Source organism: Agromyces sp. NPDC055661 (assembly GCF_053618135.1).
In genome coordinates, this window is the sequence record NZ_JBSHHC010000001.1 from 418,112 (window position 1) to 442,497 (window position 24,386).

Genomic DNA, 24,386 nt, shown 5'->3' on the forward strand with positions numbered 1-24,386 from the left:
CGAGCGGGGTGGTTGCTGCAGTCACCCGAGAATCCTAAGGCGAGGTGCTGTGAGATGCCCGGAGGGCGCGCAGTGCCGCGACGGCGTCCCCCGGAACCGTCAGTCCTGGAAGACGGCGGCCGCCGCGCGCGCCTCGTACACGACGTCGTCGAGGTCGGCCCCGATCGCCGTGACGTGGCCGACCTTGCGGCCGGGCCGTGGCGCCTTGCCGTAGTTGTGCAGCTTCACGGTCGGATGCCCCGCCAGCGCCTCCGCGTAGCGGTCGGCGAGCGAGCCCTCGGCGGGGCCGCCGAGCACGTTCACCATGACGCTCCACGCCTCGTGGCTGCCCGTGCCGCCGAGCGGCAGGTCGAGGACGGCGCGGAGGTGCTGCTCGAACTGCCCGGTCGTCGAGCCGTCCATCGACCAGTGCCCGCTGTTGTGCGGGCGCATGGCGAGCTCGTTCACGAGCACGCGGTCGTCGGTCGTCTCGAAGAGCTCCACGGCGAGCACGCCCGTGACGCCGACGCCCTCGGCGATGGTGATGGCCACGTCGGCGGCGACGTCGGCGAGGCGGCCGGCCGAGCGGGGCGCGGGCGCGATGACCTCGCTGCAGACCCCGCCGACCTGCACGGTCTCGACGAGCGGCCAGGCCGCGACCTCGCCCGACGGGCGGCGGGCCACGAGCTGCGCGAGCTCGCGGCGGAAGTCGACGAGCTCCTCGGCGAGCAGGGCGCCCCCGCGGCCGTCCTCGGCGACGGTGGCGAACCACTCGGCGACCTCCGCGGCCGAGCGCACCACGCGCACGCCCTTGCCGTCGTAGCCGCCGCGCGGCGTCTTCACGACCGCGGAGCCGCCGTGGTCGGCGATGAAGTCGTCGAGCTCGCCCGTCGTCGTGACGCGGGCCCAGTCGGGCACGGGAAGGCCGAGCTCGGAGAGCCGCTCTCGCATGAGGAGCTTGTCCTGCGCGAAGCGGAGCGCGTCGGGGCCGGGGTGCACGGGGATGCCCTCGTCGACGAGCAGGCGCAGCACGTCCTGCGGCACGTGCTCGTGGTCGAACGTCACGACGTCGACGTCGCGCGCGAACGCGAGCACGGTCTCCGCGTCGGTGTAGTCGCCCACGCGGTCGGCCGCGAGCGCCGCGGACATGCCCTCCGCCTCGGCCAGCACGCGCAACTCGACGCCGAGTTCGATCGCCGCGGGAATCATCATCCGGGCGAGCTGCCCGCCGCCGATCACTCCGACCCGCACTCGTGCACACTCCATTCGCCGTCGGCCGAGACGACGCCCCGATGGGACGCCCCGTTCAGTCTAGGCCGACCCCGACGGCATAGGATGTGCCGGTGACCACCACCGTCGGCAGCGCGTTCGCCCGCCTGTGGCACGGCCTGCTGGCGTACCTCGTGAAGTTCGGCGTGGTGGGGCTCATCGGCCTGGTCATCGACGTGGTGCTGTTCAACCTCCTGCGCCTCGGCGTGTTCGGCGACGACCACTGGGCGCAGTCGGCGATCGGCGCGAAGACCATCTCGACGAGCGTCGCGATCATCTTCAACTGGCTCGGCAACCGGTACTGGACCTTCCGCCGCCATCGCCGCCGCAACTACGTGCGCGAGTTCGTGGAGTACGCGATCGTCTCCGTCGGCGGGATGCTCATCGCGCTCGGCTGCCTCTGGATCAGCCACCACGTGCTCGGCTACACGAGCCTCTTCGCCGACAACGTCTCGTCGAACGTGATCGGGCTCGCGCTCGGCACGGCGTTCCGCTTCCTGCTCTACCGCTACTGGGTGTTCGGCCACCACCGCGCCGACGGCCTCTCGAACCTCGAGCGCGTCGAGGAGGCGCAGCGCACCCTCTTCGAGGAGCCGACGCCGCCCGAGGAGCGCGCGGCGATCGTGCCCGACGACGACGAGCGGTCGACGGATGCCGCGGCTACGCCTCCGGCTCCTCGACCGTCGGCTGGAACCACGGCGGGTACACCGCCACCCGGGTCCTGACGCCGACCGCGTCGAGCGCCGAACGCACGCGGTCGCGGACGCGGTCGTTGCCCACGGCGATGAGCAGCACGCGCTCGAGCGGGAGCAGCTCGCGCACGAGGAACTCCGCCGAGCGCAGCCGGGCGCCGTCGTCCTCGCGGTGGAGCCGCTGCAGCATGCGGAGCACGTCGGGCCAGGCCGACGCCGAGCCGACGCCGCCCGTCGCGGCATCCGCGTCGGTGACGACCACGGTGCCCGCGGTCTCGGTGCGCGCGCCGACGGCGGACGCGACCGAGCTCACGAGGATCACGTGGTCGGCCGGGGGCCGTTGCACCGCCTCGGCCGAGAGCCGCGGGTCGGGCGTGCCGGTGCGGATGGCGTTCCAGACGTGCGCGTCGGTGGAGAGCAGGAACGGGACGTAGTCGGCGACGACGGCGTCGACGCCCTCGACGGCGGCCGAGCGCCGGAACTCCCGGGCGTCGGGTGCCGCGAGGTCGACGACGGGGGTCGCGCCGGCGTCATCCGCCAGCACGGCGCCCGAGCCGAGGATCGGGGCGAGGTTCTCCACGTGCGTCACGTGGTAGATGCGCACGGTCTTCGGGTCGACGGGGGCGTCCATGAGCGACGTCGCCGCACGCGAGGCCCCGGCGACCCGGGCGACCGGACGCGCCGAGCGCGTCCCGGCCCCGCGTGCTCGAGGCGCCGCCTTCGCGACCGGTCTCGGCTCGGGCTCCTTCGGCGGGAAGCAGATGGCGCAGAGGCCGTCGTCGAAACCATGGATGCATTCGTCGGCCACGTGGAACCCTTCATCGCGCGTCCCGCGCTCGGGGGCGCGCGGAACCACCTGTCTACGTTACGCCTCCCAGCGGATGCCGCGGCACCGCGCAGGACGCACGACCGCGCTCGGCCCGCGCGATGCCCGCATCGAGGCGGCGACGCCTCAGCGGCCGCCCCAGGCGATCGTGTCGCCGTCGAACAGCGTGGACTGCTCGGCACGCCGGCGGTCCGCGACGAGGCTGTGCGCGGCCTCCATGAGCTCGTCGAGGGCCGCCTGCACCTGGAACGGCTTCGGCACGTCGCGGATGACGAACGGGCGCTCGTGGCCGGTGTTCACGCGCACGTCGCCCGAGCCGAACGCGCTCTGCAGCCACGTGCGCCGCACGGTCACGTCGTACCCGCGGCTGTGCAGTAGCTCCTGCCGCACGCGCGCGAAGACCCCGCTGCGCAGGATGATGCGCCGCGTCGTGATGGTCGTGCGGCGTGCGAGCCAGGAGACGAACGGGAGCAGGCAGCCCAGGACCACGACGAGGAGCGCGACCACCCCGACGGCGATGAGCTGCCACACCTCGGGGAGGGTGAGAAGCAGGTACGTCGCCGCGCCGGCGGTCGCCACGAGCAGGAGCACCGGCAGGATGAGGATCCGCGCGTGCCGGCGGACGCGTGCGACCACGCGCTCGACGGATGCTGCAGGCTGGGCGGCAGCCTGGCTCGCGGCGGAGCTCATACGCCCATTAATACCTCAGGTGCGTGACGTCCCCGGCGGCGACAGCCTGCGCCTCCCCATTCCGGTCGCGCACCAGCAGTCGGCCGTCGGCGTCGAGCCGCTCGGCCACGCCGAGCAGCTCGTGTCCGCCCGGCAGCTCGACGCGCACCTCGGCGCCGAGCGTGCCGCAGAGCGAGCTGACCCGGTCGGCGATGCCGCTCGCCGCGGCATCCGCGCCGTGCTCGGCGAACGCGCGCACGAGCGACAGGAACGTGCCCAGGTAGTCGGCCAGCACGCGGTCGGCGTCGGGCTGCACGCCCGTGACGAGCAGGAGCGACGTCGACGTCAGCGTGGGCAGGTCGTGCTCGTCGAGCGTGAGGTTGAGGCCGGCGCCCACGACGACGGCTGGGGTCCCTGAGCCCGTCGAAGGGGGCAGCAGTTCCGAGAGGATGCCGCACACCTTGTAGCCCGACACGAGCACGTCGTTGGGCCACTTGAGCTCCACCTCGACGCCGCCCGAGCCGTCGTCCTCCTCGGCGTCCTCGGCGCGAGCGGATGCCGCGCCCTCGACGGCCCGGCGCACGGCCTCGGTCATCGCGGCCCCCGCGATGAGCGGGATCCAGCCGTAGCCCTCGGACGGGAACGGCGCGCCGCCCGGCAGCTCGGGGCGCAGGAGCACCGAGATCGCGAGCGTCTTGCCCGTCGGTGCCGACCAGGTGCGTCCGAGGCGGCCGCGGCCGCTCGTCTGGTCGTCGGTCACGATGACGGCGCCGTGCGGCCAGGCCGCGGCATCCGCCCCGGTCGCGGCCGTGCGCAGCTCGTCGTTCGTCGACCCGGCGGTGGCGAGGAACTCGAGGCGCGGAACCGCCGCGCGGCTCAGGGGAAGGTCCATGCCGACATCCTCCCGCAGGTGGGCACGTCACGGGAATGCACGAGGTCGGCGGGAGGATTTGTAGGAATCCGTCAACGAAGTGCCCGGGATGCTCGCCGGTAGAGTGAACGGCGTGACCGAAGCGACTGACGGCCCCGACCTCTTCACGACCGCCGGCAAGCTCGCCGACCTCAAGCAGCGCTATCACGAAGCCGTGACCGCGTCGGGCGAGGCGGCCATCGAGAAGCAGCACGCCAAGGGCAAGATGACCGCGCGCGAGCGCATCGCCGAGCTGCTCGACCCCGGCTCGTTCGTCGAGCTCGACGAGTTCGTGCGTCACCGCACGCACGCGTTCGGCATGGACGCCAAGCGCCCCTACGGCGACGCGGTCGTGACCGGCACCGGCACGATCCACGGCCGGCAGGTGGCGGTGTACTCGCAGGACTTCACGATCTTCGGCGGCTCGCTGGGCGAGGTCGCGGGCGAGAAGATCATCAAGGTCATGGAGCTCGCGCTGAAGCTCGGCGTGCCGATCATCGGCATCCTCGACTCCGGCGGCGCGCGCATCCAGGAGGGCGTGGTCGCCCTCGGCAAGTACGGCGAGATCTTCCGCCGCAACACCGCCGCCTCGGGCGTCATCCCCCAGATCTCGATCGTCTGCGGCCCGGCGGCGGGCGGCGCGGTCTACTCCCCCGCGCTCACTGACTTCGTCATCATGGTCGACAAGACGAGCCAGATGTTCGTGACCGGCCCCGACGTGATCAAGACCGTCACCGGCGAGGACGTCGGCATGGAGGAGCTCGGCGGTGCGCTCACCCACAACACCGTCTCGGGCGTCGCGCACTACCTCGCGAGCGACGAGTCCGACGCGCTCGACTACGCGCGCACGCTGGTCTCGTTCCTGCCCGACAACAACATGACGGATGCCCCGGTCTACGACGCCGAGGTCGAACTCGAGATCACCGACGACGACCGTCGGCTGAACACGATCATCCCCGACTCGCCGAACCAGCCGTACGACATGCACTCGATCATCGAGGGCATCGTCGACCACGCGGACTTCCTCGAAGTGCAGCCGCTCTACGCGCCCAACGTGCTCATCGGGTTCGCCCGCATCGAGGGCCGCTCGGTCGGCATCATCGCGAACCAGCCGAGCCAGATGGCGGGCACGCTGAACATCGCCGCGGGCGAGAAGGCGTCGCGCTTCGTGCGGTTCTGCGACGCGTTCTCGATCCCGATCCTCACGCTCGTCGACGTGCCGGGCTACCTGCCGGGCACCGACCAGGAGTGGACCGGCGTCATCCGACGCGGCGCGAAGCTGCTCTACGCCTACGCCGAGGCGACCGTCCCGCTCGTGACCGTGATCACGCGCAAGGCCTACGGCGGCGCGTACATCGTCATGGGCTCGAAGCAGCTCGGCGCCGACATCAACCTCGCGTGGCCGACCGCCGAGATCGCCGTCATGGGCGGGCAGGGCGCCGTCAACATCCTCTACCGTGCGGAGATCAAGCGGGCCGAGGAGGCCGGCGAGGACGTCGCCGCCGTGCGCACGCAGCTCGCCAACGAGTACACCTACAACGTGGCGTCGCCGTTCCTCGCGGCCGAGCGCGGCGAGCTGGACGGCGTCATCGAGCCCGCGGCGACCCGCGTCGCGATCGTGAAGGCGCTGCGCACGCTGCGCACCAAGCGCGCGAGCCTGCCGCCGAAGAAGCACGGGAACATCCCGCTCTAGGGGGAGCCATGGTCGACGACTACACGGCCGGCGGTGCCGGCGCAGCCGAGGGCGACGAGCGCGCCGCGGCCCTCCGCTTCGTCACGCGTGACGTGACCGACGAGGAGGCCGCCGCAGTCACCGCCGTCCTCCTGGCGGCGCTCGACGAGGGCGTCCCGGAAGCCGCCGCCGAGGAGACCGGGCGCGATCGCTGGGTCCGATCGAGCGCTGCGATGCGCGCGCCGCTCGCCGTCGGACCCGGCAACTGGGCGCGCTCCCGCGCCTGAATCCGGATGTCCCCCGTTTCGCGAGATGCGTCGGGGGACGGTGTGCCCCCTCCATCAGCGGAATTCCGGACGAACGAGAGCGCTGAGCCCCTCGCTTGTCCCCCGAACGTCGCCGTGTCCTCACAAATGATGACTTTGCGATCCGCCCGGAGTGCGCCAGTATTGTTCTCGCAGGCTCCCCTGTGGAGTCGCCACCGTCACCGGTCGGGTAACCGGTGACCGTTGGGGGCGAGTCAGGGCGATATTCGGGTTGTCGCCGTGGCTCGGGCTTGATGGGGGCCGGTCGCTGACCGGCCCCCACCTTCATGTCCGGGGCCGATCCACCGTGTCCGCGCCGATCGCGTGCGTGCGCGACTCAGGTGCGCGGGATCTCCAGCCAGAACTCGACCTCCAGGTCGTCCGTGCTGTCCGACGGCAGGACGCCCTCGGGCTCGCGCAGGCCCACGACCGTGACCGCCACGGCCGAGCCCTCTGCCGCCGTGCGCGCGATGATGCGATCCGCGCTCGACCCCGCGACGGCCTCCGCCAGACGCGAGAGCACGCGGTCGCGGGTCGGCTCGTCGAGGTCGTCGATGCCGCCCTCGTCGAGCAGGGTCACGACCGTCCCGCGCTCGCGCGCCCGCTGCACTTCGGCGCGGACGGCGTCGGTCAGCAGCATCCGACCGCGGATCTCGTCGCGGATCGCGGCCTCGAGCATGCGGCACTCGCGCCGCTGGTCGTCGGTGAGGCGTCCCTCGCGGTCGCCGATGCGGCGGAGCATGGGCGCCGCGATGCGGTTGGTCTGCGCGAGGCGCATGCGGCCCTCGAACAGGTGCGCGTCCTGGGCGGCCTGCCAGGCGGCGGCCTCGCGCTCGGCCTGCGCATAGCGGCGGGTCTCGCGGGCCGCGGTCGTGAGCGCCGCGGTCAGCATGTGCGCGATCCCCACCCACACGATGCTGCCGATGACGCCGAGCGTGCCGAGCGAGAGCACGCCGTCCCAGACGACGCTCTGCACCGCGAGCGCGATGACGCCGAGCCAGGCCGCCGCGAGCTGCCGGCGCGCCGCGGCGATCGTCATCAGGGTGCCGACGGCCGCGACGTACCAGGTGGCGTAGCCGTTCTGCGCGTTCGCGTCGAGCTGGCTCGTGACGAGCAGCGGAAGCACGATGCAGACCGCCAGGTCGAACGCGGCGAGCCAGTCGGGCATCCGGATCCGCTGCACGGGCCACAGGCTCGCGATGGTCGCCACCGTGTACAGCACGAGGGCGACGATGGCGGGCCACGGCGAGGCCGGCACGTTGAGCGAGTAGATGCCGAGGATCACGTGGTACGCCGAGAACATCGCGCCGAGCACGAGCAGCAGCCAGCGGGGGACGGTGATCATGCGTCGTCCGCCTCGTCGTCGTCGGCCGGCCACGACACCGTGACGAGCGTCCCCTGGCCCGGGCGGGAGGCGATCTCCGCCGCACCCCCGGCGTTCGCCATGCGCTCCTCGATGGAGACCCGCAGGCCGAGGCGCTCGTCGGGCACCTCGCCGCGCTCGAAGCCGACGCCGTTGTCGGCCACCTCGATGACGGCGCCCCCGAGGCGCACCCCGCGGATGCGCAGCTCGCGCCGCGTGCTGCGCCCGGGCTCGTCGGCGTGCTGCATGCTGTTCACCATCGCCTGGACCGTCGCGGAGTAGAGCGCCTCCACCGCCTCGACAGGAAGCTCGACCCCGCCGGCGTTGACGACGCGCACCGTGAACGGCGCCGAGAACGTGGTGAGCGCCGCGCGCAGCCGTCGCACCAGCACGGGCAGCCCCACGCTGTCGAGCGCTCGCGGCCCTGCGGCACCCGCCTCGTCGAGGCGCTTCACCGCGTCGCGGGCCATCCGCGCGGCGAGGTCCTGCTCCTCGGGCGAGTCGGCGGCCGCCGCCGACAGGAGGGTGGTGAGCACGCTGTCGTGCACGAGCGCGTCGACCTTCACGCGCTCGTTCTCGGTCGCGTGCTGGCGCGCGGCGAGGTCGTACCGCTGGAGCGCCGCCTCCTGCGCCGTGTCGACGGACTCCGCGGCCTGGCGCAGCATGACCACGATGATGAGCACCACGACGCCGAGGATGATCGCGTACATCGCGTCGAGCACCGCGAGGAGCGGGTCCGCCTCGCCGCCCGCCGGCAACAGGCGGATGACGCCGTAGATCATCGGCACGATGAGCGTGTAGACCGTCGCGACCGGGGCCGGCAGGGCGACCACGGCGGCCGTCGTGGCGACCGTGCAGATGTAGTAGAGCCATGGCGTCTGGCCGGCGAGGACCGCGGGATCGGTCACGAGGAACGGCCAGGCGAGCAGGGCGAGCACGTACAGGGCCGCGAACGCGAAGGCCGCACCGCGCACGGCGAGCTTCGCGATCGAGGCGACGGCGACCGCGACGAGCGACCCGTAGAGCACCGCCATGAGCGCGGCGCCCGCGCCCTCGATGAGCGCGGCCGACTGCTCGAGCGCCATCGGCACCGTCTGCGCGCCGAACACCAGGCCGAAGAGGCCGAGCGCACGGCCCGAGATCGTCTCGACCTGCGCCCTGGTGACCGCGGTCCGACGGCGCGTCGCGAGTCGCGCGACCCGCCACTCAGCGGCGGGCATCCCCGCCTTCGACGTCGAGGCCCGGCAGGATGCCGTCCTCGACCGCGCGGCGCAGCAGGTCGACCTTCGTGGGCGCGGGGCGTCCGACCTCGACGTACTTGGCGCGGATCCGATCGAGGTACTCGCGCGCGGTGGAGTGCGCGATGCCCAGCTGCATCGCCACGAGCTTCAGCGGCAGCCCCGACGCGTAGAGGTGCAGCACGTCGCGTTCGCGCCGTCCGAGCTGGGCCTTGGCGAAGTCGCGGTCGGCCTCGATCGCGCTCGCCCACTCCACGTTGTTGAGCACCTCGCCACGCGCGACGGTCGCGATCGCGGAGATCACGGTCGACATGGGCGAGGCCTTCGGGATGACGCCCGCGGCTCCGGCGGCGAGCGCCTCCCGCACCGCGGCGACGCGGTCGGCGATGCTGTGCACGAGCACGGCGCTGCCGGTCTGGAGCACCGCGCGCACGTTCTCGGTGACCGACGAACCGTCGCCGAGCGAGAGGTCGAGCACGACCACGTCGCAGGAGTGCCCGTCGAGCGCCGCGAGCAGCTCGGGCACGTTCGAGGTCTCGGCCACGACCTCGTAGCCGGCGTCGCGGCAGGCCGCGCGGAGTCCGAGGCGCACCGCCTCGTGGTCGTCGACGATGGCGACCGTGGCGGCCGTGTCGAGCTTCGGTGCATCCGTCACGCCGTCCCCCTTTCCCGACATTCACACGATAGCGGTCAGCCTCGCGACGGCTTCGACGTGATGCGTGTTCGGGAAGAGGTCGAACGCGACCACCTCGTCGAGCCCGTACCCGCGCTCCCGCAGCAGCCCGACGTCGCGCGCGAGCGCGACGGGGTCGCAGGCGACGTAGACGAGCTGGCGCGGCCGCAGCTCGGCGAGGCGGTCGACGACGGCCCGACTCGCCCCCGAGCGCGGCGGGTCGAGCACGACGGTCGCGTCCCGGAGCCGTGCGAGCTCGGGGGCGGTCGCGGCATCCGCGAGGTCGTCGAGGAAGCGGTCGACGCGCGCCGTGACGGCCCGCGAGCCGACCCACTCGGCCAAGTTGGCGCCGGCGTGCTCGGTGGCGCGAGCATCGGCCTCGACGGTGGTGATGCGCACCGCATCGCCGAAGCGGTCGCCCACGGCCGCCGCGAGCAGCCCGACGCCGCCGTAGAGGTCGAGGTTCGCCGCCCGGGGGTCGAACAGCGCCGGGTCGACGGCGTCCTGCACCGCTCGCGTGAGCGTGGCCGCTGCGCCGCGGTGCACCTGCCAGAACCCGTCGCGATCGAGGACGAAGGTGCGGTCGCCGACCCGCTCGGTGATCGTCGGGCGCGGGCCGCTCCGGGGCATCCGCTCGGCGTCGAGGACCACGAGGGCCGGCTCGCCGACGCTCGGCGCGACGAGGTCGACGGCGCGCGCGCCCGGGAAGTGCGACGACAGCGGCGCGAGCTCGCCCAGCGACGCGACGGCCAGCGGCACGGATGCCACGGGCACGACCGTGTGGCTGCGTGCGGCGTATGGGCCGACCGCGCCGTCCTCGGCGACCTGCAGCCGCACGCGGGTGCGCCAGCCGGTGCCGTCGGCCGACACGCCGGGCGCGAGCGCCGGGTCGATCTCCCGCACGTCGACGTCGTGCTCGACCCCCCCGAAGCGGCGGAGGGCGTCGCCGAGCACCTCGGCCTTGAGGGCGCGCTGGCGGTCGATGCGGATATGGCCGAACTCCGCTCCCCCGGCGCGCCGCTCGGGCGGGCGCTCGACGGAGGCCTCGGCCCAGACGTGCTCCTGCCGGTCGGGCGAGGCGTCGAGCACCTCGAGCGTCTCGGCGCGCCAGAAGCGGTCGTGGCGGCGGTCGGTGATGCGTGCCCGCACCCGCTCGCCCGGGATCGCGTCGGGCACGAACACGACGCGGCCCTCGTGATGCGCGACGAAGACGCCGCCGTGCGCCACCCGCTCGACGTCGAGCTCGACCACGGGACCGTCGGTGGGCGGCGCGGTCGGCGCGGCCGAGGAGGCGGCGGGTCGCCGAGCGCCCCGGGCTCGGGGGCTCGGACGGCGGGGGCGACGGGACTCGGCCATGCTCCGAGCATTCCACAGCGCGCACCGGGCGCGGCAGGATGGGGACATGCGCCTCTACCTCGCCTCGACGTCGCCCGCCCGGCTCCAGACGCTCCGGGCCGCCGGCATCGAGCCGATCGCGATCGCACCGGGGGTCGACGAGGCCGCGGCCGTCGCTGCGGCGGAGGCGGCATCCGGCCCGCTCGAGGCGCCAGAGATGGTGCAGCTGCTCGCGCGGCTGAAGGCCGAGGCCGTCGTGGGGCGCGAGCACGAGGGCGAGCCGATCGACGGCCTCATCCTCGGCGGCGACTCGGCGTTCCTCACGGGGGGCGCCATCCACGGCAAGCCGCACCTGCCCGAGGTGGCCCGCGAGCGCTGGCTCGCGCAGAACGGCAGCCACGGCGACCTGTGGTCGGGTCACTGGCTCATCGACCACCGCGGCGGGCGGGCCGACGGGGCCGTCGGGCGGGCGGATGTCGCGACCGTCCGCTTCGCGGCGCTCGACGAGGCCGAGATCGACGCCTACATCGCCACGGGCGAGCCACTGCTCGTCGCGGGCGCGTTCACCATCGACAGCCTGGGCGGACCGTTCATCCGGCGCGTGGAGGGCGACCCGTCGACGGTCGTCGGGCTGTCGCTCTCGACGCTGCGCGACCTGGTGCGGGAGCTCGGCGCGGACTGGCCGTCCCTCTGGAATCGCCGCTGACGACCATTGTCGACGCCCGCAAGGGTCATCGGCCTTTTTTGTGGAAGCAATCCAAAGGCGAGCGGAGGCAGCCCAATAGGCTTGAGGATTATGCCGCGTATCACCAAGGTCCTCATCGCCAACCGTGGAGAGATCGCCGTCCGCGTCATCCGCGCCGCCCGTGACGCCGGCATCGGCTCGGTCGCCGTGTACGCCGACCAGGACCGCGACGCCCGTCACGCGAAGCTCGCCGACGAGGCCTACGCGCTCGACGGCACGACGAGCGCCGAGACGTACCTCGTGATCGACAAGCTCCTCTCGGTCGCCCGCCGCTCCGGCGCCGACGCGGTGCACCCCGGCTACGGCTTCCTCGCCGAGAACCCCGACTTCGCCCGCGCCGTCATCGACGCCGGCCTCATCTGGATCGGGCCGTCGCCCGAGGCCATCGAGCGCCTCGGCGACAAGGTCTCTGCCCGCCACGTCGCCGAGAAGGTCGGCGCCCCGCTCGCGCCGGGCACGCTCAATCCGGTGGCGGATGCCGCGGAGGTGCTCGAGTTCGTCGACGTGCACGGCCTGCCCGTGGCGATCAAGGCCGCCTTCGGCGGCGGCGGCCGCGGCCTCAAGGTCGCCCGCACGCGCGAGGAGGTGCCCGAGCTCTTCGAGTCGGCCACCCGCGAGGCGGTCGCGGCGTTCGGCCGCGGCGAGTGCTTCGTCGAGAAGTACCTCGACAAGCCCCGCCACGTCGAGACCCAGTGCCTCGCCGACGAGCACGGCAACGTCGTCGTCGTCTCGACGCGCGACTGCTCGCTGCAGCGCCGCCACCAGAAGCTCGTCGAGGAGGCGCCCGCGCCGTTCCTCACCGAGGAGCAGAACCGCCTGCTGTACGAGGCCTCGAAGGCCATCCTCAAGGAGGTCGGCTACGTCGGCGCCGGCACCTGCGAGTTCCTCGTCGGCCAGGACGGCACGATCTCGTTCCTCGAGGTGAACACCCGCCTGCAGGTGGAGCACCCCGTGTCCGAGGAGGTCACCGGCCTCGACCTCGTGCGCGAGCAGTTCCGCCTCGCCGAGGGCGGCGTGCTCGAGTACCCCGACCCCGTGACGACCGGTCACTCGATCGAGTTCCGCATCAACGGCGAGGACCCGGGCCGCAACTTCCTCCCCGCGCCCGGCCCCGTGCACCAGCTGCGCTTCCCCGGCGGCCCCGGCGTCCGCATCGACTCCGGCGTCACCAGCGGCGACGAGATCTCGGGCGCGTTCGACTCGCTGCTCGCGAAGCTCATCGTCACCGGCGCCACCCGCAAGGACGCGCTCGAGCGCGCCCGCCGCGCGCTGGACGAGTTCGAGGTCGCCGGCCTGCCCACGGTGCTGCCGTTCCACCGCGACATCGTGCGCAACCCCGCGTTCGCGCCCGAGGGCGACGAGCCGTTCTCGGTCTACACGCGCTGGATCGAGACCGAGTACGACAACCAGCTGGAGCCGTGGTCGGGCGAGCTCGCCGAGTCGGCCGGTCCCGCCGCGCGCACCGACGTGGTCGTCGAGGTCGGCGGCCGCCGCATCGAGGTGACGCTCCCGAAGAAGCTGCTCGGCGGCTCGGCGTCGGCCGGCACCGCGACCGCGGGCCCCGCCCCGCGCCGGCGCAACGTCTCGCACGCTGTGGACACCGTCGCAGGCGACGCCGTGAAGGCGCCCATGCAGGCGACCGTCGTGAAGGTCGCCGTCGCAGAGGGCGACAAGGTCGTCAAGGGCGACCTCGTGCTCGTGCTCGAGGCCATGAAGATGGAGCAGCCGATCGTCGCCCACAAGGACGGCGTCATCGGCCTCATCAACGCCGAGGCGGGCGCCACGGTGTCGAGCGGGCACCTGTTGCTCGCGATCAACGACCCGAGCTGACCGGCGCCGGGCACGACTCCCGACGAACGTGCCCGCGCCCGCTCGCGCCGCGCTCGCGCCGCCATCCACTCTTCTCAGGAGAATTCGGTCGATCGCGCCGCTATCGCTTTTCTCAGGAGAATTCGGTCGATCGCGCCGTGAAGGCCCCGATTTCTCCTGAATTCGGTCTCAGCATCGGCATCGGTCCTGAGAACGGCCACTCGGCCGCGAGCGCAGCGAGCGGCCGCTCGAACGGCGAGTGGGCGGAGCGGATGCCCCGCCGCGTCGGTCGCTCAGCGTCGCAGCGCCGCGAGCGCCGCCACGACCTCGAGCGCCGCGCCCGGCGCGTCCGCGAGCACCTCGTCCGCGGGGATCCTGAGCGTGGGGAAACCGTTGCGCAGCATGACGCGATCGCGCGCGCGGTCGCGGCGGAACTCGGCTCGACCGGAGTGGAATCCGAAGCCGTCGACTTCCACGACGAGGCATCCTTCGACCAGGAAGTCGACGAAGCCGACGCGTGCGAACGGCACCTGCTGCGCGAAGGCGATGCCGAGCCGACGGAACTCGTCGGCGAGGTAGGTCTCCGCGCCCGACCCGTCGAGCCCGCTCAGCGTCAGCCGACCGAGTCGCTGCGGCGCAGCGTCGTCCAGTAGGCGCTGGGCGTCGGCAAGTGACAGGTGGCCCGCGTTCACGGCGGATTCGAACGCTGCGAGCACCTCGAGGCGCGGCCGGCATACGGCGATCTGTGCGAGTGCGCGACGCAAAGGCACCCGCCACGCGGATTCGTCGAGCTCGCGGCTGCCGACGGGGACATCGACCCAGTGAAGTTCGACCTCGAGGAGCTGGCGGTCCGAGGTGAGCGACTCGGCGCTGGCCACGAGCGCCCGGTTCGTCCGAAGCCTCGCGGCGTTCGCCGGCAATGAGACGTGCACGCGGCCGTCTTCGTTCGTCCAGATCCCGAGCGTCGCCGCCGCGCTGATACAGCCCAGCCGTCCGCCGATCCGGACCGCCGAGACGCCGGCGGCGGGTGCGCCGGGCGATCCGTAATGCGCCCGGCGGATCCGTCGCGCCCGTCCGGCAGCCACGGCGACGGAGATCTCGGCGCCGCGGATCCCACCGGCGATCAGCTGGTCGCGGGTGGCGATCCCACCGAGTCGGGCGAGCAGGTCGGACACGTCGGGCACGTCGGGAGCCTGCCCCGAGCCCCGACGCGACGGACGGAGGCCGCGGAACGTGTGGGCGGAGCATCCGTGCCGCACCGCTGTGGAGGACGACTCGACCCGACGGCGTTTCTCAGGACGCACCCCACCGGACCCAGCGCTTCTCAGGACGACACGCCGTCCGAGGCGGCTTCGCGCCCGCGGATCTCCTGAGAAACGGAAGTGGGTGGTGTCGAGCGTGAGGGGGCCGGCCGGAGCGGGGGCGGGGCCGGGGGGCCGGCGCGATCACCCGATAGGCGGCGCCCCCTGCGGCGACGGCAGCTCGACCTCGCTGACCATCTCGCCCGCGACCCGCGAGCGGCGCCGGCCGTAGAGCAGGTAGATCACGACTCCGATCGCGAGCCACACGAGGAACCGCACCCAGGTGAGGGTCGTGAGGTTCAGCATGAGCCAGACGCACAGCGCGGCCGAGAGGATCGGCAGCACGGGCGACCACGGCACGCGGAACCCGCGCGGGAGGTCGGGCCGCGTGCGGCGCAGCACGACGATGCCGAGGCTCACGAGCACGAAGGCCGAGAGCGTGCCGATGTTGATCATCTCCTCGAGGAGTCCCACATCGGTGAACGCCGCCACGAGCGCGATCACGGTGCCGCCGATGATCTGGATGCGCGCCGGCGTCTTCGTGTGCTCGGTCGTCTTCGACAGCCAGCGCGGCAGCAGCCCGTCGCGGCTCAGCGCGAACACGATGCGCGAGAGCCCCAGCAACAGCACCATGATGACGGTCGTCAGGCCGGCGATCGCGCCGAGCGAGATGACCGCCGACGCCCAGTCCTGCCCGACGAGTCGGAACGCCGTGGCGAGCGACGGCGTCTCCTCCGCGGCGAGCTGCGTGTACGACACCATGCCGGTCATCACGATCGAGACGAGCACGTAGAGCACCGTGACGATCGCGAGCCCGAGGAAGATGCCGCGCGGCAGGCGCTTCTGCGGCTCGCGGACCTCCTCGGCGCTCGTCGCCACGACGTCGAAGCCGATGAAGGCGAAGAACACGAGCGACGCGGCCGACAGCATGCCGAAGATGCCGTACTGCGCGGGGGCGGCGCCCGTCAGCCAGGCGAACAGCGACTGCGTCCAGGCATCCGATGCCCCGCCCTCGGTCGGCACGGCCTCGGGGATGAACGGGGTGAAGTTCGCGGCGTTGATGAAGAAGAAGCCGACGACGATCACGAAGACGACGATCAGGACCTTGATGATCGTGAACACCGCGCCCACCCGAGACGTGAGCTTCGTGCCCGCCACGAGCAGCGCCGTGAACAGCGCGACGATGAGGAAGGCCGGCCAGCTCACCTGCAGGCCGCCGATCTCGATCGTGGCCGGGAACGGGATGCCGAACGCGAGCAGCGCCTCGCCGAGGTAGACGCCCCAGTACTTCGCGAGCACCGCCGCGCCCGTGAACATCTCGAGGATGAGGTCCCAGCCGATGATCCAGGCGAGGAGCTCGCCCATGGTCGCGTACGTGAAGGTGTACGCGCTGCCCGCCACCGGCACCGTCGAGGCGAACTCGGCGTAGCACATGATCGCGAGGCCGCACGTGACGGCTGCGAGGACGAACGAGACGATCACGCTCGGGCCGGCGAAGTTCGCCGCGGCCTGCGCGCCGACCGAGAAGATGCCCGCGCCGACGGCCACCGCGATGCCCATGAGGGCGAGGTCCCATGTGCCGAGCGAGCGGCGGAGGCTGCGTTCCTCGTCGCCCGAGTCCGCGATCGACGCCTCGACGGATTTCACGCGCCAGTTCATCGCTCCCCCTGAGCTCGGGCGTCGACCCCCGCGACGCCGCGTCGTCTCAGCGTACGACGTGCATGGCCCTCGCGGCATCCGTCAGCGACCCGGTGAGCGACGGATAGACCGGGAACGCCTCGGCGAACTGGTCGACCGTGAGGCGGTGCTCGACGGCGAGCGCGAGCGGCAGGACCAGCTCCGACGCCTTCGGCGCGACGATGACGCCGCCGATGAGGGCGCCCGATCCGCTCGACGCGAAGAGCTTCACGAACCCGTCGCGGATGCCCATCATCTTCGCGCGCGGGTTGGAGGCGAGCGGCAGCTTGTAGACGACACCGGGCACGATGCCCTCCTCGATGGCCTTCTGGGTCCACCCGACCGTCGCGATCTCGGGCTGCGTGAAGATGTTCGAGGTGATGTTGCGCTCCTCGGGCGGATCGACGATGTCGCCCATGGCGTGGAAGATCGCGGTGCGTCCCTGCATCGAGGCGACGGACGCGAGCGGCGGGAACGTCGTGCAGTCGCCGGCCGCGTAGATGTTCGGCATCGACGTCCGCGCCACCCGGTTCACGCGGATGTGGCCGCTCTCGCTGAGCTGGACGCCCGCCTCCTCGAGACCGATGTCGGACGTGTTCGGCACCGCGCCGACCGCCATGAGGCAGTGGCTGCCGCGCACCTCGCGCCCGTCGGTCAGCGTGGCGACCACCGAGTCGCCGTCGCGCACGACGGACTCGGCCCGCGACTTGTTCAGGACCTTCATGCCGTTGCGCTTGAAGACCTTCTCGATCACCGCAGCCGCGTCGGCGTCTTCGCCGGGCAACACCTGGTCGCGGCTGGAGATGAGCGTCACCTTCGCGCCGAGGGCACGGTACGCCGAGGCGAACTCGGCGCCCGTGACGCCGGAGCCGACCACGATGAGGTGCTCGGGGATCTCGGGCAGGTCATAGAGCTGCTTCCAGTTCAGGATGCGCTCGCCGTCGGGGACCGCGGTCGGCAGGACGCGCGGGGTCGCGCCGACCGAGATGACGAGCGTGTCGGCCTCGATCCGGTCGAAGTCGGTGCCGCCCTTTGCGGTCGCGACGATGATGGCGTTCGGCCCGTCGAGGCGTCCCTCGCCCTGCACGAGGTTGACGCCCGCGTCGAGCAGGTTCGCCCGCATGTCCTCGGACTGCTGCGCTGCGAGGCCGAGCAGCCGCTTGTTCACCGCCTGGAGGTTGATCGCCACGCTCGGCTTCACGGCCTTGTCGCCCGAGCCCTTGGCGTAGAACTGCACGCCCAGGTCGGCCGCCTCCTTCACCGCGTTCGACGCCTCGGCGGTCGCGATGAGCGACTTCGACGGCACCACGTCGGTGAGCACCGCGGAACCGCCGACGCCGGCGCGCTCGATGAGCGTGACCTCCGCCCCGAGCCTCGCGCCGGCCAGCGCGGCCTCGTAGCCGCCCGGCCCTCCTCCGAGGACGGCGATCCGTTGCGTGCGCTCGAACTCGTAGGCCATGCTCATCATTCTGTCGTAGCGCGCGAAATCGCAGCAATCGAGCACGGCCTGACGCGGCATCCGCGCCCCTCATTAGAGTGGTGGGATGCAGGAGACCAACCCGCTCGACGATCCCAACGCCGACCCCTTCGCCATCGCCGCCGAGGCGGCCGCGCGGATCGCGGAACTCACCGGGGTGGAGCACCACGACGTGGCGCTCACGCTCGGCAGCGGCTGGGGCCGCGCCGCGGAGCTCATCGGCGAGACCACCCACACCATCCCCGCCACCGAGGTGCCCGGCTTCTCCAAGCCCGCGCTCGAGGGGCACGTCGGCACGCTGCGCTCGATCGCGCTGCCGAACGGCAAGCATGCGCTCGTCATCGGCGCGCGCACGCACTACTACGAGGGCCACGGCGTGCGACGCGTCGTGCACTCGGTGCGTACCGCGGCCGCGACCGGTGCGAAGACCATGATCCTCACGAACGGCGCCGGCGGCATCAAGCACCACTGGACGCCCGGCACGCCCGTGCTCATCAGCGACCACATCAACCTCACGGGCGATTCGCCGCTCGAGGGCGCGACGTTCATCGACCTCACCGACCTGTACTCGCGGCGCCTGCGCAACCTGGCCCGCTCGGTCTCCCCCGGCATCGACGAGGGCGTCTACGTGCAGTTCCGCGGCCCGCACTACGAGACGCCGGCCGAGGTGCAGATGGCCAAGACCATCGGCGGCCACATCGTCGGCATGTCCACCGCGCTCGAGGCGATCGCCGCCCGCCAGGCCGGCATGGAGATCCTCGGGATGTCGCTCATCACGAACCTCGCGGCCGGCATCCAGCTCACGCCGCTGAGCCACGAGGAGGTCATCGAGGCCGGTCGCGCCGCCGAACCCGTGATCTCGAAGCTGCTCGCCGACATCGTCGCCGAGCTCTAGGGGGCATCGGATGTCGCAGACGAACGCCGCCGGAGCCGAACGTCTCGCCCTCGCCGAGGCCTGGCTCGCCCAGGACCCCGACCCCGAGACCCGGGCGGAGCTCGCCGCCCTCGTCGACGGCGCGAAGGCCGGGGATGCCGCGGCCGCCGAGCAGCTCGCGGACCGGTTCGACACCCGCCTCGCGTTCGGCACCGCCGGGCTCCGCGGCGAGATCGCCGCCGGTCCCAACCGCATGAACCGCGTGCTGGTGTCGCAGGCCGCGGCCGGCCTCGCGGCCTACCTCCTCGAGCGCGCGCGTCCCGGCGAGACGCCCTCGGTCGTGATCGGCTACGACGGTCGCAAGAACTCCGCCGTGTTCGCCCGCGACTCGGCCGAGATCATGGCGGGGGCCGGCGTGCGCGCGGTCCTCCTGCCGCAGCTGCTGCCGACGCCCGTGCTCGCGTTCGCCGTGCGCCACCTCGACGCCACGGCCGGGGTCATGGTCACCGCCTCGCACAACCCGCCGAACGACAACGGCTACAAGGTGTACCTCGGCGGCGAGCACGGCGGCTCGCAGATCGTGTCGCCCGCCGACGCGGAGATCGCCGCGGCGATCCACCACGTCGCCGCGAGCACCACCGTGCCCGACCTCCCCCGCGGCGAGTTCGAGACCGCGTCCGAGGAGGTCGCGGACGAGTACGTACGGCAGACCGCGCTCGTCGCTGACGCGCCCGCCGCACAGCCTCGGGTGGTCTACACGGCCATGCACGGCGTCGGCTGGGAGACCGCGGCCCGCGTGCTGGCCGTCGCGGGCTTCGACGCGCCGGCCATCGTCTCGGCGCAGATCTCCCCCGACCCGGCCTTCCCGACCGTCGCGTTCCCGAACCCCGAGGAGCCGGGCGCGATGGACCTCAGCTTCGCCGAGGCCCGCGAGGTCGGGGCCGAGCTCATCATCGCGAACGACCCCGACGCCGACCGCCTCGCGATCGCGATCCCCGACGCGTCCGCAGCCGACGGCTACCGCCGCCTCTCGGGCAACGAGGTCGGCCTGCTGCTCGGATGGCAGGCCGCCCGGCGGGCCGCCGACGTCTCCGGCGACGCCGGCCCCGACGGCACGCTGGCGTGCTCGATCGTCTCGTCGCCCGGGCTCGAGGCCGTCGCGAACGCGTACGACCTCGACTTCGAGGCGACGCTCACCGGCTTCAAGTGGATCTCCCGCGCGACGAACCTCGTGTTCGGCTTCGAGGAGGCGCTCGGCTACCTCGTGAACCCCGAGACGGTGCGCGACAAGGACGGCATCTCGGCCGCGGTCGCGTTCCTCTCGCTCGCCGCCGCCCTCAAGGCCGAGGGACGCACCATCGCCGACCACCTCGACGAGTTCGTCGAGCGGTTCGGATGCTTCGACTCGTCGCAGGTGTCGATCCGCGTGACCGACCTGTCGCGCATCGGCGCCATCATGTCGCGCCTCCGGGCCGAGCCGCCGTCGTCGGTGGGCGGCATCCGGGTGGAGCGCATCGAGGACCTCGCCGACGGGTTCGGCGCGCTGCCGCCGTCCGACGTGCTGCGCATCGTGCTCGAGGGCGGCGCGCGGGTCATGGTGCGACCCAGCGGCACCGAGCCGAAGCTCAAGGTCTACATCGACGCCGTCGGCACCGAGGGCTCGGTCGAGGAGCGGCGCGCCGCAGCATCCGCCGCCGTCGCCGCGCTCGAGGCTGGCATGCGGGAGCTCACGGCCTGAGCCGGGCGGGTCGGGCCTCGGGCGGATCGGACGCCGGCCTCGGAGCGTCGAGGCGCCGGAACATGTGGTCAGCCTCAGCCGATCGACGCCTCGAGCTTCTCGCCGATCTCCTCGACGTCGAAGTAGTTCACGACCTCGACGATCTCGGCGTAGCTGCGGCCGACCGCCCGTCGCACCTCGTCGGCGAGCTCGGTCGACGTGAGGATCACCTGCGCGTCGGCCGCAGCCGCCGCGATGTCGGCGAGGCCGCTCGCCGAGACGTCGGCGCTGAGCCCGAGCCGGTCGAGCGCGCGCTCGGCGTTGGTCTTCAGGATCGCCGACGTGCCGACGCCGACACCGCAGACGGCGACGATCCTCATGCGCCGGCGCCCGTCTCGGCCGACGCCGCGTCGACGCCCAGCAGGCCCCGCACCTCGTCGGCGGTCGTGGCCCGCGCCAGGCGGCCGACGATGCCCGTGTCGTTGAACGCGTTCGCGAGCTGGGCGACGGATGCCACGTGGTCCTCGGCGTTCGACACGGCGAGGCCGATCACGACCCGCACGGGGTCGTTGTGCGGGTGCCCGAACGGCACCGCGTCGGCCAGCGTCACGACCGCGAGTCCCTCGCGACGCACGTCGGAGCCCGGACGCGCGTGCGCGAGCGCGAGGCCGGGCGCGATGACGACGTAGGCGCCGAACTCCTCGATCACGCCGATCATGCGGTCGGCGTACTCGGAGCGGGTCGCGCCCGAGCGGGTGAGGGCACGGCCGGCCTCGCGCACCGCGGCGCGCCAGTCGTCGACGCGCGCGCCGAGCACCACGGCCGTGTCGGGAAGCGGGGGTATGGAGGTCATGGGGGTCCGATCGGAGTCGCGACGGGCCGGGGAGGCCGCGTGGGGCGCCGGTCAGGCTTCGTCGAAGCCGTCCTGGATGCGCTCGGCCAGCTCCTCGCGGTCGTCGAGCGGGAGGAACGCGGATGCCGCGGCGTTCAGCTGGAACGTCTCGAAGTCGTCGAGGTCGTAGCCGAACGCGTCGGCGAGCAACGAGAGCTCGCGCGTGAGCGACGTGCCGCTCTGCAGGCGATTGTCGGTGTTGACCGTCACGCGGAAGCCGAGCTGGTAGAGCAGGTCGAACGGGTGGTCGACGAGCTCGTCGCCCCACGCGGCGATCGCGCCGGTCTGCAGGTTCGACGACGGGCTCGTCTCGAGCGCGATCTCGCGGTCGCGCACCCACTGCGCGATCGGGCCGAGTGACACGTACGTGTTCTCGTCGTCCTGGCGCTCGATGGCGAGGTCCTCGGCGATGCGCACGCCGTGCCCGAGGCGCAGGGCGCGGCCGTCGAACAGGGCGCTGCGGATGGAGTCGAGGCCGTCGGCCTCGCCCGCGTGCACGGTGACGGGGAAGAACTGGGAGGCCAGGTAGTCGAAGGCCGTGCGGTGACGGCTCGGGAGGAACCCGGCCTCGGCGCCCGCGATGTCGAAGCCGACGACGCCGCGCTCGCGGTGCCGTACGGCGAGCTCCGCGATCTCGAGGCCCCGGTCGGCGTGGCGCATCGCGGTGACGAGCTGGCCGGCGCGGATGAACCGCCCCTGGTGCCGCACGTCGTCGATGCCCTCCTCGATGCCGGACTGCACTGCCTCGACCGCCTCGTCGAGGCTCAGGCCCCGCTCGAGGTGCTGCTCGGGCGCCCACCGGATCTCGCCGTAGATCACGCCGTCGGCCGCGAGGTCCTGCACGAACTCGCGTGCGACGCGCTGCAGCCCGGTGCGGGTCTGCATGACGGCGGTCGTGAGGTCGAACGTCTTCAGGTACTCGACGAGCGACCCGGCGTTCGCCTGGTCGGTGAACCACGTGCCCAGGGCCTCGGCGTCGGGCGCCGGGACCTCGAGTCCGATCTCGTCGGCGAGCTCGATCAGGGACTGCGGACGCAGCCCGCCGTCGAGGTGGTCGTGCAGCGAGATCTTCGGCAGCGACTGGATGCTCGTGCCGTCGCCCTCGAGGCGGTACTCCGTCGGAATCGTGTTCACGTGACAACGATAGCGGTGCGGCTCACGCGAAGTCTCGGCAATCTCGAAGCGTCGCCGAGCCCGTTCGGGGCCCGGTGCCCTGCCGTCGGATCACGGCGGGCCCGACGTGTCAGCGCCCGATGCGGTCGGCGATGAGCGGGCCGCCGTCCTCGACGGCCTCGCCCTCGTCGCCGATGCGGTACGCGCCCTCGACCGCCTCGAGCGCACGCGCGAAGCGCGCGGGCTCGTCGGCGAACAGCGTGAAGAGCGGCTGCCCGGCCCGCACCGCGTCGCCGGGCTTCGCGTGCAGGTCGATCCCGGCCGCGTGGTGCACCGGGTCCTCCTTGCGCGCACGGCCCGCGCCGAGGCGCCAGGCGGCGATGCCGAACGGCAGCGCCTCCTGCTCCACGAGCACGCCGTCGCGGTCGGCCGTGACGACGTGCTGCTCGCGCGCCACCGGCAGCGGTGCGTCGGGATCGCCGCCCTGGGCGCGGATCGCCCGGTTCCAGGTGTCCATCGCGCGGCCGTCGTCGAGCGCGGCCTCCACGTCGGCGTCGTGCACTCCGGCCAGGGTGAGCATCTCGCGGGCGAGCGCGATGGTGAGCTCGCGCACGTCGGCGGGCCCGCCGCCGGCGAGCACCTCGACCGACTCGCGCACCTCGTTCGCGTTGCCGATGGTGAGGCCGAGCGGCACGTTCATGTTCGTGATGAGGGCGGAGGTCGCGACACCGGCGTCCTCGCCGAGCTCGACCATGGTGCGGGCGAGCTCCCGCGAGCGCTCGATGTCCTGCAGGAACGCGCCGGAGCCGAACTTCACGTCGAGCACGAGCGCGCCCGTGCCCTCGGCGATCTTCTTCGACATGATCGATGACGCGATGAGCGGGATCGCCTCGACGGTGCCGGTGATGTCGCGCAGCGCGTAGAGCTTCTTGTCGGCCGGGGCGAGGCCGGCGCCCGCCGCGCAGATGACGCCGCCGACGTCGCGGAGCTGGTCGAAGATCTCCTCGTTCGTGAGGTCGGCGCGCCAGCCGGGGATGGACTCGAGCTTGTCGAGCGTGCCGCCGGTGTGGCCGAGCCCGCGGCCCGACAGCTGGGGCACCGCGACTCCGAACGTGGCCACGAGCGGCATGAGCGGCAGCGTGATCTTGTCGCCGACGCCGCCCGTCGAGTGCTTGTCGGTCGTCGCCTTGCCGAGGCCCGAGAAGTCCAGGCGCTCGCCCGACGCCAGCATCGCCATGGTCATGTCGCGGATCTCACGGCGCGCCATGCCGTTCAGGAAGATCGCCATGGTCAGCGCCGACATCTGCTCGTCGGCGACGTAGCCGCGCGTGTACGCGTCGATGAGCCAGTCGATCTGCGCGGTCGAGAGCTCGCGTCCGTCGCGCTTGGCCCGGATCAGGTCGACGGCGTCGAACGCCTCCACCGCGCTCATGCGCCCGCCCCCTTGAACTCGGCGAGCTGGCGCGGGCCGAACGCGTCGGGCAGCACCTCGTCGATGGTCTTCACGCCCGAGACGGTCTCGAGCAGCATGCCCTCGGCCGAGTGCTCGTACAGCAGCTGGCGGCAGCGGCCGCACGGCATCAGGGTGGCGCCGTGGCCGTCCACGCACGTAAATGCGACGAGCTTGCCGCCGCCCGACATCACGAGCGCGGAGACGAGCGAGCACTCCGCGCACAGGGTGACGCCGTACGACGCGTTCTCCACGTTGCATCCGCTCACGACCCGGCCGTCGTCGACGATCGCGGCCGCGCCGACCGGGAACTCGGAGTACGGCACGTACGCCTTCGCCATCGCCTCGCGAGCGCGCTCGCGCAGCGACTCCCAGTCGATCGCATCCGTTGCGGTCATGG

The 24,386-nt window shown here is 72.5% G+C and carries 23 protein-coding genes; 7 read left to right on the forward strand and 16 right to left on the reverse strand.

The window, feature by feature from the left end; genetic code table 11:
• Positions 1 to 99: 99 nt before the first annotated feature.
• Positions 100 to 1,245, reverse strand: coding sequence for a 5-(carboxyamino)imidazole ribonucleotide synthase (locus ACWGO8_RS01900; protein ID WP_376956582.1), 1,146 nt, complete (start codon positions 1,243 to 1,245; stop codon positions 100 to 102).
• 77 nt (positions 1,246 to 1,322) lie between these two features.
• Here ACWGO8_RS01900 and ACWGO8_RS01905 point away from each other — a divergent pair, with 77 nt between their 5' ends.
• Positions 1,323 to 1,973, forward strand: coding sequence for a GtrA family protein (locus ACWGO8_RS01905; RefSeq protein WP_452041457.1), 651 nt, complete (start codon positions 1,323 to 1,325; stop codon positions 1,971 to 1,973).
• On the opposite strand, the gene ACWGO8_RS01910 is transcribed toward ACWGO8_RS01905, so the two are convergent.
• From ACWGO8_RS01910 to ACWGO8_RS01920, 3 genes are all read right to left on the reverse strand, one after another.
• Positions 1,909 to 2,748 (reverse strand): DarT ssDNA thymidine ADP-ribosyltransferase family protein, encoded by an 840-nt coding sequence (locus ACWGO8_RS01910; protein WP_452041458.1) that lies wholly within the window; start codon positions 2,746 to 2,748, stop codon positions 1,909 to 1,911. The genes ACWGO8_RS01905 and ACWGO8_RS01910 overlap by 65 nt on opposite strands.
• A gap of 144 nt (positions 2,749 to 2,892) precedes the next feature.
• Positions 2,893 to 3,456, reverse strand: coding sequence for a PH domain-containing protein (locus tag ACWGO8_RS01915; protein ID WP_452041459.1), 564 nt, complete (start codon positions 3,454 to 3,456; stop codon positions 2,893 to 2,895).
• 7 nt (positions 3,457 to 3,463) lie between these two features.
• Entirely contained in the window at positions 3,464 to 4,327 is an 864-nt protein-coding gene (locus ACWGO8_RS01920; protein WP_452041460.1) for a biotin--[acetyl-CoA-carboxylase] ligase, read from the reverse strand.
• A 112-nt stretch (positions 4,328 to 4,439) separates the two neighbouring features.
• Between ACWGO8_RS01920 and ACWGO8_RS01925 the strand changes: the two genes are divergently transcribed.
• Both ACWGO8_RS01925 and ACWGO8_RS01930 read left to right on the forward strand, forming a co-directional pair.
• Complete coding sequence (locus ACWGO8_RS01925; RefSeq protein WP_452041461.1) at positions 4,440 to 6,038, forward strand: acyl-CoA carboxylase subunit beta; 1,599 nt, start codon at positions 4,440 to 4,442, stop codon at positions 6,036 to 6,038.
• 8 nt (positions 6,039 to 6,046) lie between these two features.
• Positions 6,047 to 6,304 carry an acyl-CoA carboxylase epsilon subunit gene (locus ACWGO8_RS01930; protein WP_452041462.1) on the forward strand — a complete coding sequence of 86 codons (258 nt, stop codon included), beginning with the start codon at positions 6,047 to 6,049 and terminating at the stop codon, positions 6,302 to 6,304.
• Between the two features lie 355 nt (positions 6,305 to 6,659).
• Here ACWGO8_RS01930 and ACWGO8_RS01935 read toward each other — a convergent pair whose 3' ends face one another.
• From ACWGO8_RS01935 to ACWGO8_RS01950, 4 genes are read right to left on the reverse strand one after another with little or no spacing between them, the layout of a single operon-like run.
• Complete coding sequence (locus tag ACWGO8_RS01935; RefSeq protein ID WP_452041463.1) at positions 6,660 to 7,667, reverse strand: hypothetical protein; 1,008 nt, start codon at positions 7,665 to 7,667, stop codon at positions 6,660 to 6,662.
• A complete protein-coding gene (locus ACWGO8_RS01940; protein ID WP_452041464.1) occupies positions 7,664 to 8,905 on the reverse strand; it encodes a sensor histidine kinase in 1,242 nt (413 codons plus the stop codon). The genes ACWGO8_RS01935 and ACWGO8_RS01940 overlap by 4 nt, the downstream gene beginning before the upstream one ends.
• Positions 8,892 to 9,578, reverse strand: coding sequence for a response regulator transcription factor (locus tag ACWGO8_RS01945; RefSeq protein ID WP_376956564.1), 687 nt, complete (start codon positions 9,576 to 9,578; stop codon positions 8,892 to 8,894). Before ACWGO8_RS01945 ends, ACWGO8_RS01940 begins: the two co-directional genes overlap by 14 nt.
• Positions 9,579 to 9,599: 21 nt before the next feature.
• Positions 9,600 to 10,952, reverse strand: a complete 1,353-nt coding sequence (locus ACWGO8_RS01950; RefSeq protein ID WP_452041465.1) for a class I SAM-dependent RNA methyltransferase — start codon at positions 10,950 to 10,952, stop codon at positions 9,600 to 9,602.
• Between the two features lie 46 nt (positions 10,953 to 10,998).
• Between ACWGO8_RS01950 and ACWGO8_RS01955 the strand changes: the two genes are divergently transcribed.
• Both ACWGO8_RS01955 and ACWGO8_RS01960 read left to right on the forward strand, forming a co-directional pair.
• The gene (locus ACWGO8_RS01955) at positions 10,999 to 11,637 is read left to right on the forward strand and encodes a Maf family protein (protein ID WP_452041466.1); all 639 of its coding nucleotides are present in this window, start codon (positions 10,999 to 11,001) and stop codon (positions 11,635 to 11,637) included.
• Between the two features lie 90 nt (positions 11,638 to 11,727).
• Positions 11,728 to 13,506 (forward strand): acetyl/propionyl/methylcrotonyl-CoA carboxylase subunit alpha, encoded by a 1,779-nt coding sequence (locus ACWGO8_RS01960; RefSeq protein WP_452041467.1) that lies wholly within the window; start codon positions 11,728 to 11,730, stop codon positions 13,504 to 13,506.
• 272 nt (positions 13,507 to 13,778) lie between these two features.
• Here the strand turns inward: ACWGO8_RS01960 and ACWGO8_RS01965 are convergent, their stop codons facing one another.
• The 3 genes from ACWGO8_RS01965 to ACWGO8_RS01975 form a co-directional block, all read right to left on the reverse strand.
• A complete protein-coding gene (locus ACWGO8_RS01965) occupies positions 13,779 to 14,669 on the reverse strand; it encodes an endonuclease domain-containing protein (RefSeq protein ID WP_452041468.1) in 891 nt (296 codons plus the stop codon).
• Between the two features lie 261 nt (positions 14,670 to 14,930).
• On the reverse strand, positions 14,931 to 16,445 hold the full coding sequence (locus tag ACWGO8_RS01970) for an APC family permease (RefSeq protein WP_376956555.1): 1,515 nt from the start codon (positions 16,443 to 16,445) through the stop codon (positions 14,931 to 14,933).
• Between the two features lie 46 nt (positions 16,446 to 16,491).
• Positions 16,492 to 17,922 (reverse strand): NAD(P)H-quinone dehydrogenase, encoded by a 1,431-nt coding sequence (locus ACWGO8_RS01975; RefSeq protein WP_452041469.1) that lies wholly within the window; start codon positions 17,920 to 17,922, stop codon positions 16,492 to 16,494.
• Positions 17,923 to 18,007: 85 nt separating this feature from the next.
• Between ACWGO8_RS01975 and ACWGO8_RS01980 the strand changes: the two genes are divergently transcribed.
• Together ACWGO8_RS01980 and ACWGO8_RS01985 are read left to right on the forward strand one after the other, a co-directional pair.
• Positions 18,008 to 18,835 carry a purine-nucleoside phosphorylase gene (locus ACWGO8_RS01980; protein ID WP_376956551.1) on the forward strand — a complete coding sequence of 276 codons (828 nt, stop codon included), beginning with the start codon at positions 18,008 to 18,010 and terminating at the stop codon, positions 18,833 to 18,835.
• Between the two features lie 10 nt (positions 18,836 to 18,845).
• A complete protein-coding gene (locus ACWGO8_RS01985; protein WP_452041470.1) occupies positions 18,846 to 20,552 on the forward strand; it encodes a phospho-sugar mutase in 1,707 nt (568 codons plus the stop codon).
• 74 nt (positions 20,553 to 20,626) lie between these two features.
• Here the strand turns inward: ACWGO8_RS01985 and ACWGO8_RS01990 are convergent, their stop codons facing one another.
• The 5 genes from ACWGO8_RS01990 to ACWGO8_RS02010 all read right to left on the reverse strand — a co-directional run bounded on the left by ACWGO8_RS01990 (position 20,627) and on the right by ACWGO8_RS02010 (position 24,384).
• Positions 20,627 to 20,911 (reverse strand): PTS sugar transporter subunit IIB, encoded by a 285-nt coding sequence (locus ACWGO8_RS01990; RefSeq protein WP_452027772.1) that lies wholly within the window; start codon positions 20,909 to 20,911, stop codon positions 20,627 to 20,629.
• Positions 20,908 to 21,384 (reverse strand): PTS sugar transporter subunit IIA, encoded by a 477-nt coding sequence (locus tag ACWGO8_RS01995; RefSeq protein WP_452041471.1) that lies wholly within the window; start codon positions 21,382 to 21,384, stop codon positions 20,908 to 20,910. The genes ACWGO8_RS01990 and ACWGO8_RS01995 overlap by 4 nt, the downstream gene beginning before the upstream one ends.
• Positions 21,385 to 21,435: 51 nt before the next feature.
• On the reverse strand, positions 21,436 to 22,557 hold the full coding sequence (locus tag ACWGO8_RS02000) for an adenosine deaminase (RefSeq protein ID WP_376956543.1): 1,122 nt from the start codon (positions 22,555 to 22,557) through the stop codon (positions 21,436 to 21,438).
• Positions 22,558 to 22,666: 109 nt separating this feature from the next.
• On the reverse strand, positions 22,667 to 23,968 hold the full coding sequence (locus ACWGO8_RS02005) for a thymidine phosphorylase (protein ID WP_452041472.1): 1,302 nt from the start codon (positions 23,966 to 23,968) through the stop codon (positions 22,667 to 22,669).
• Positions 23,965 to 24,384 (reverse strand): cytidine deaminase, encoded by a 420-nt coding sequence (locus ACWGO8_RS02010; RefSeq protein WP_376956539.1) that lies wholly within the window; start codon positions 24,382 to 24,384, stop codon positions 23,965 to 23,967. The genes ACWGO8_RS02005 and ACWGO8_RS02010 overlap by 4 nt, the downstream gene beginning before the upstream one ends.
• Positions 24,385 to 24,386 lie beyond the last annotated feature (2 nt).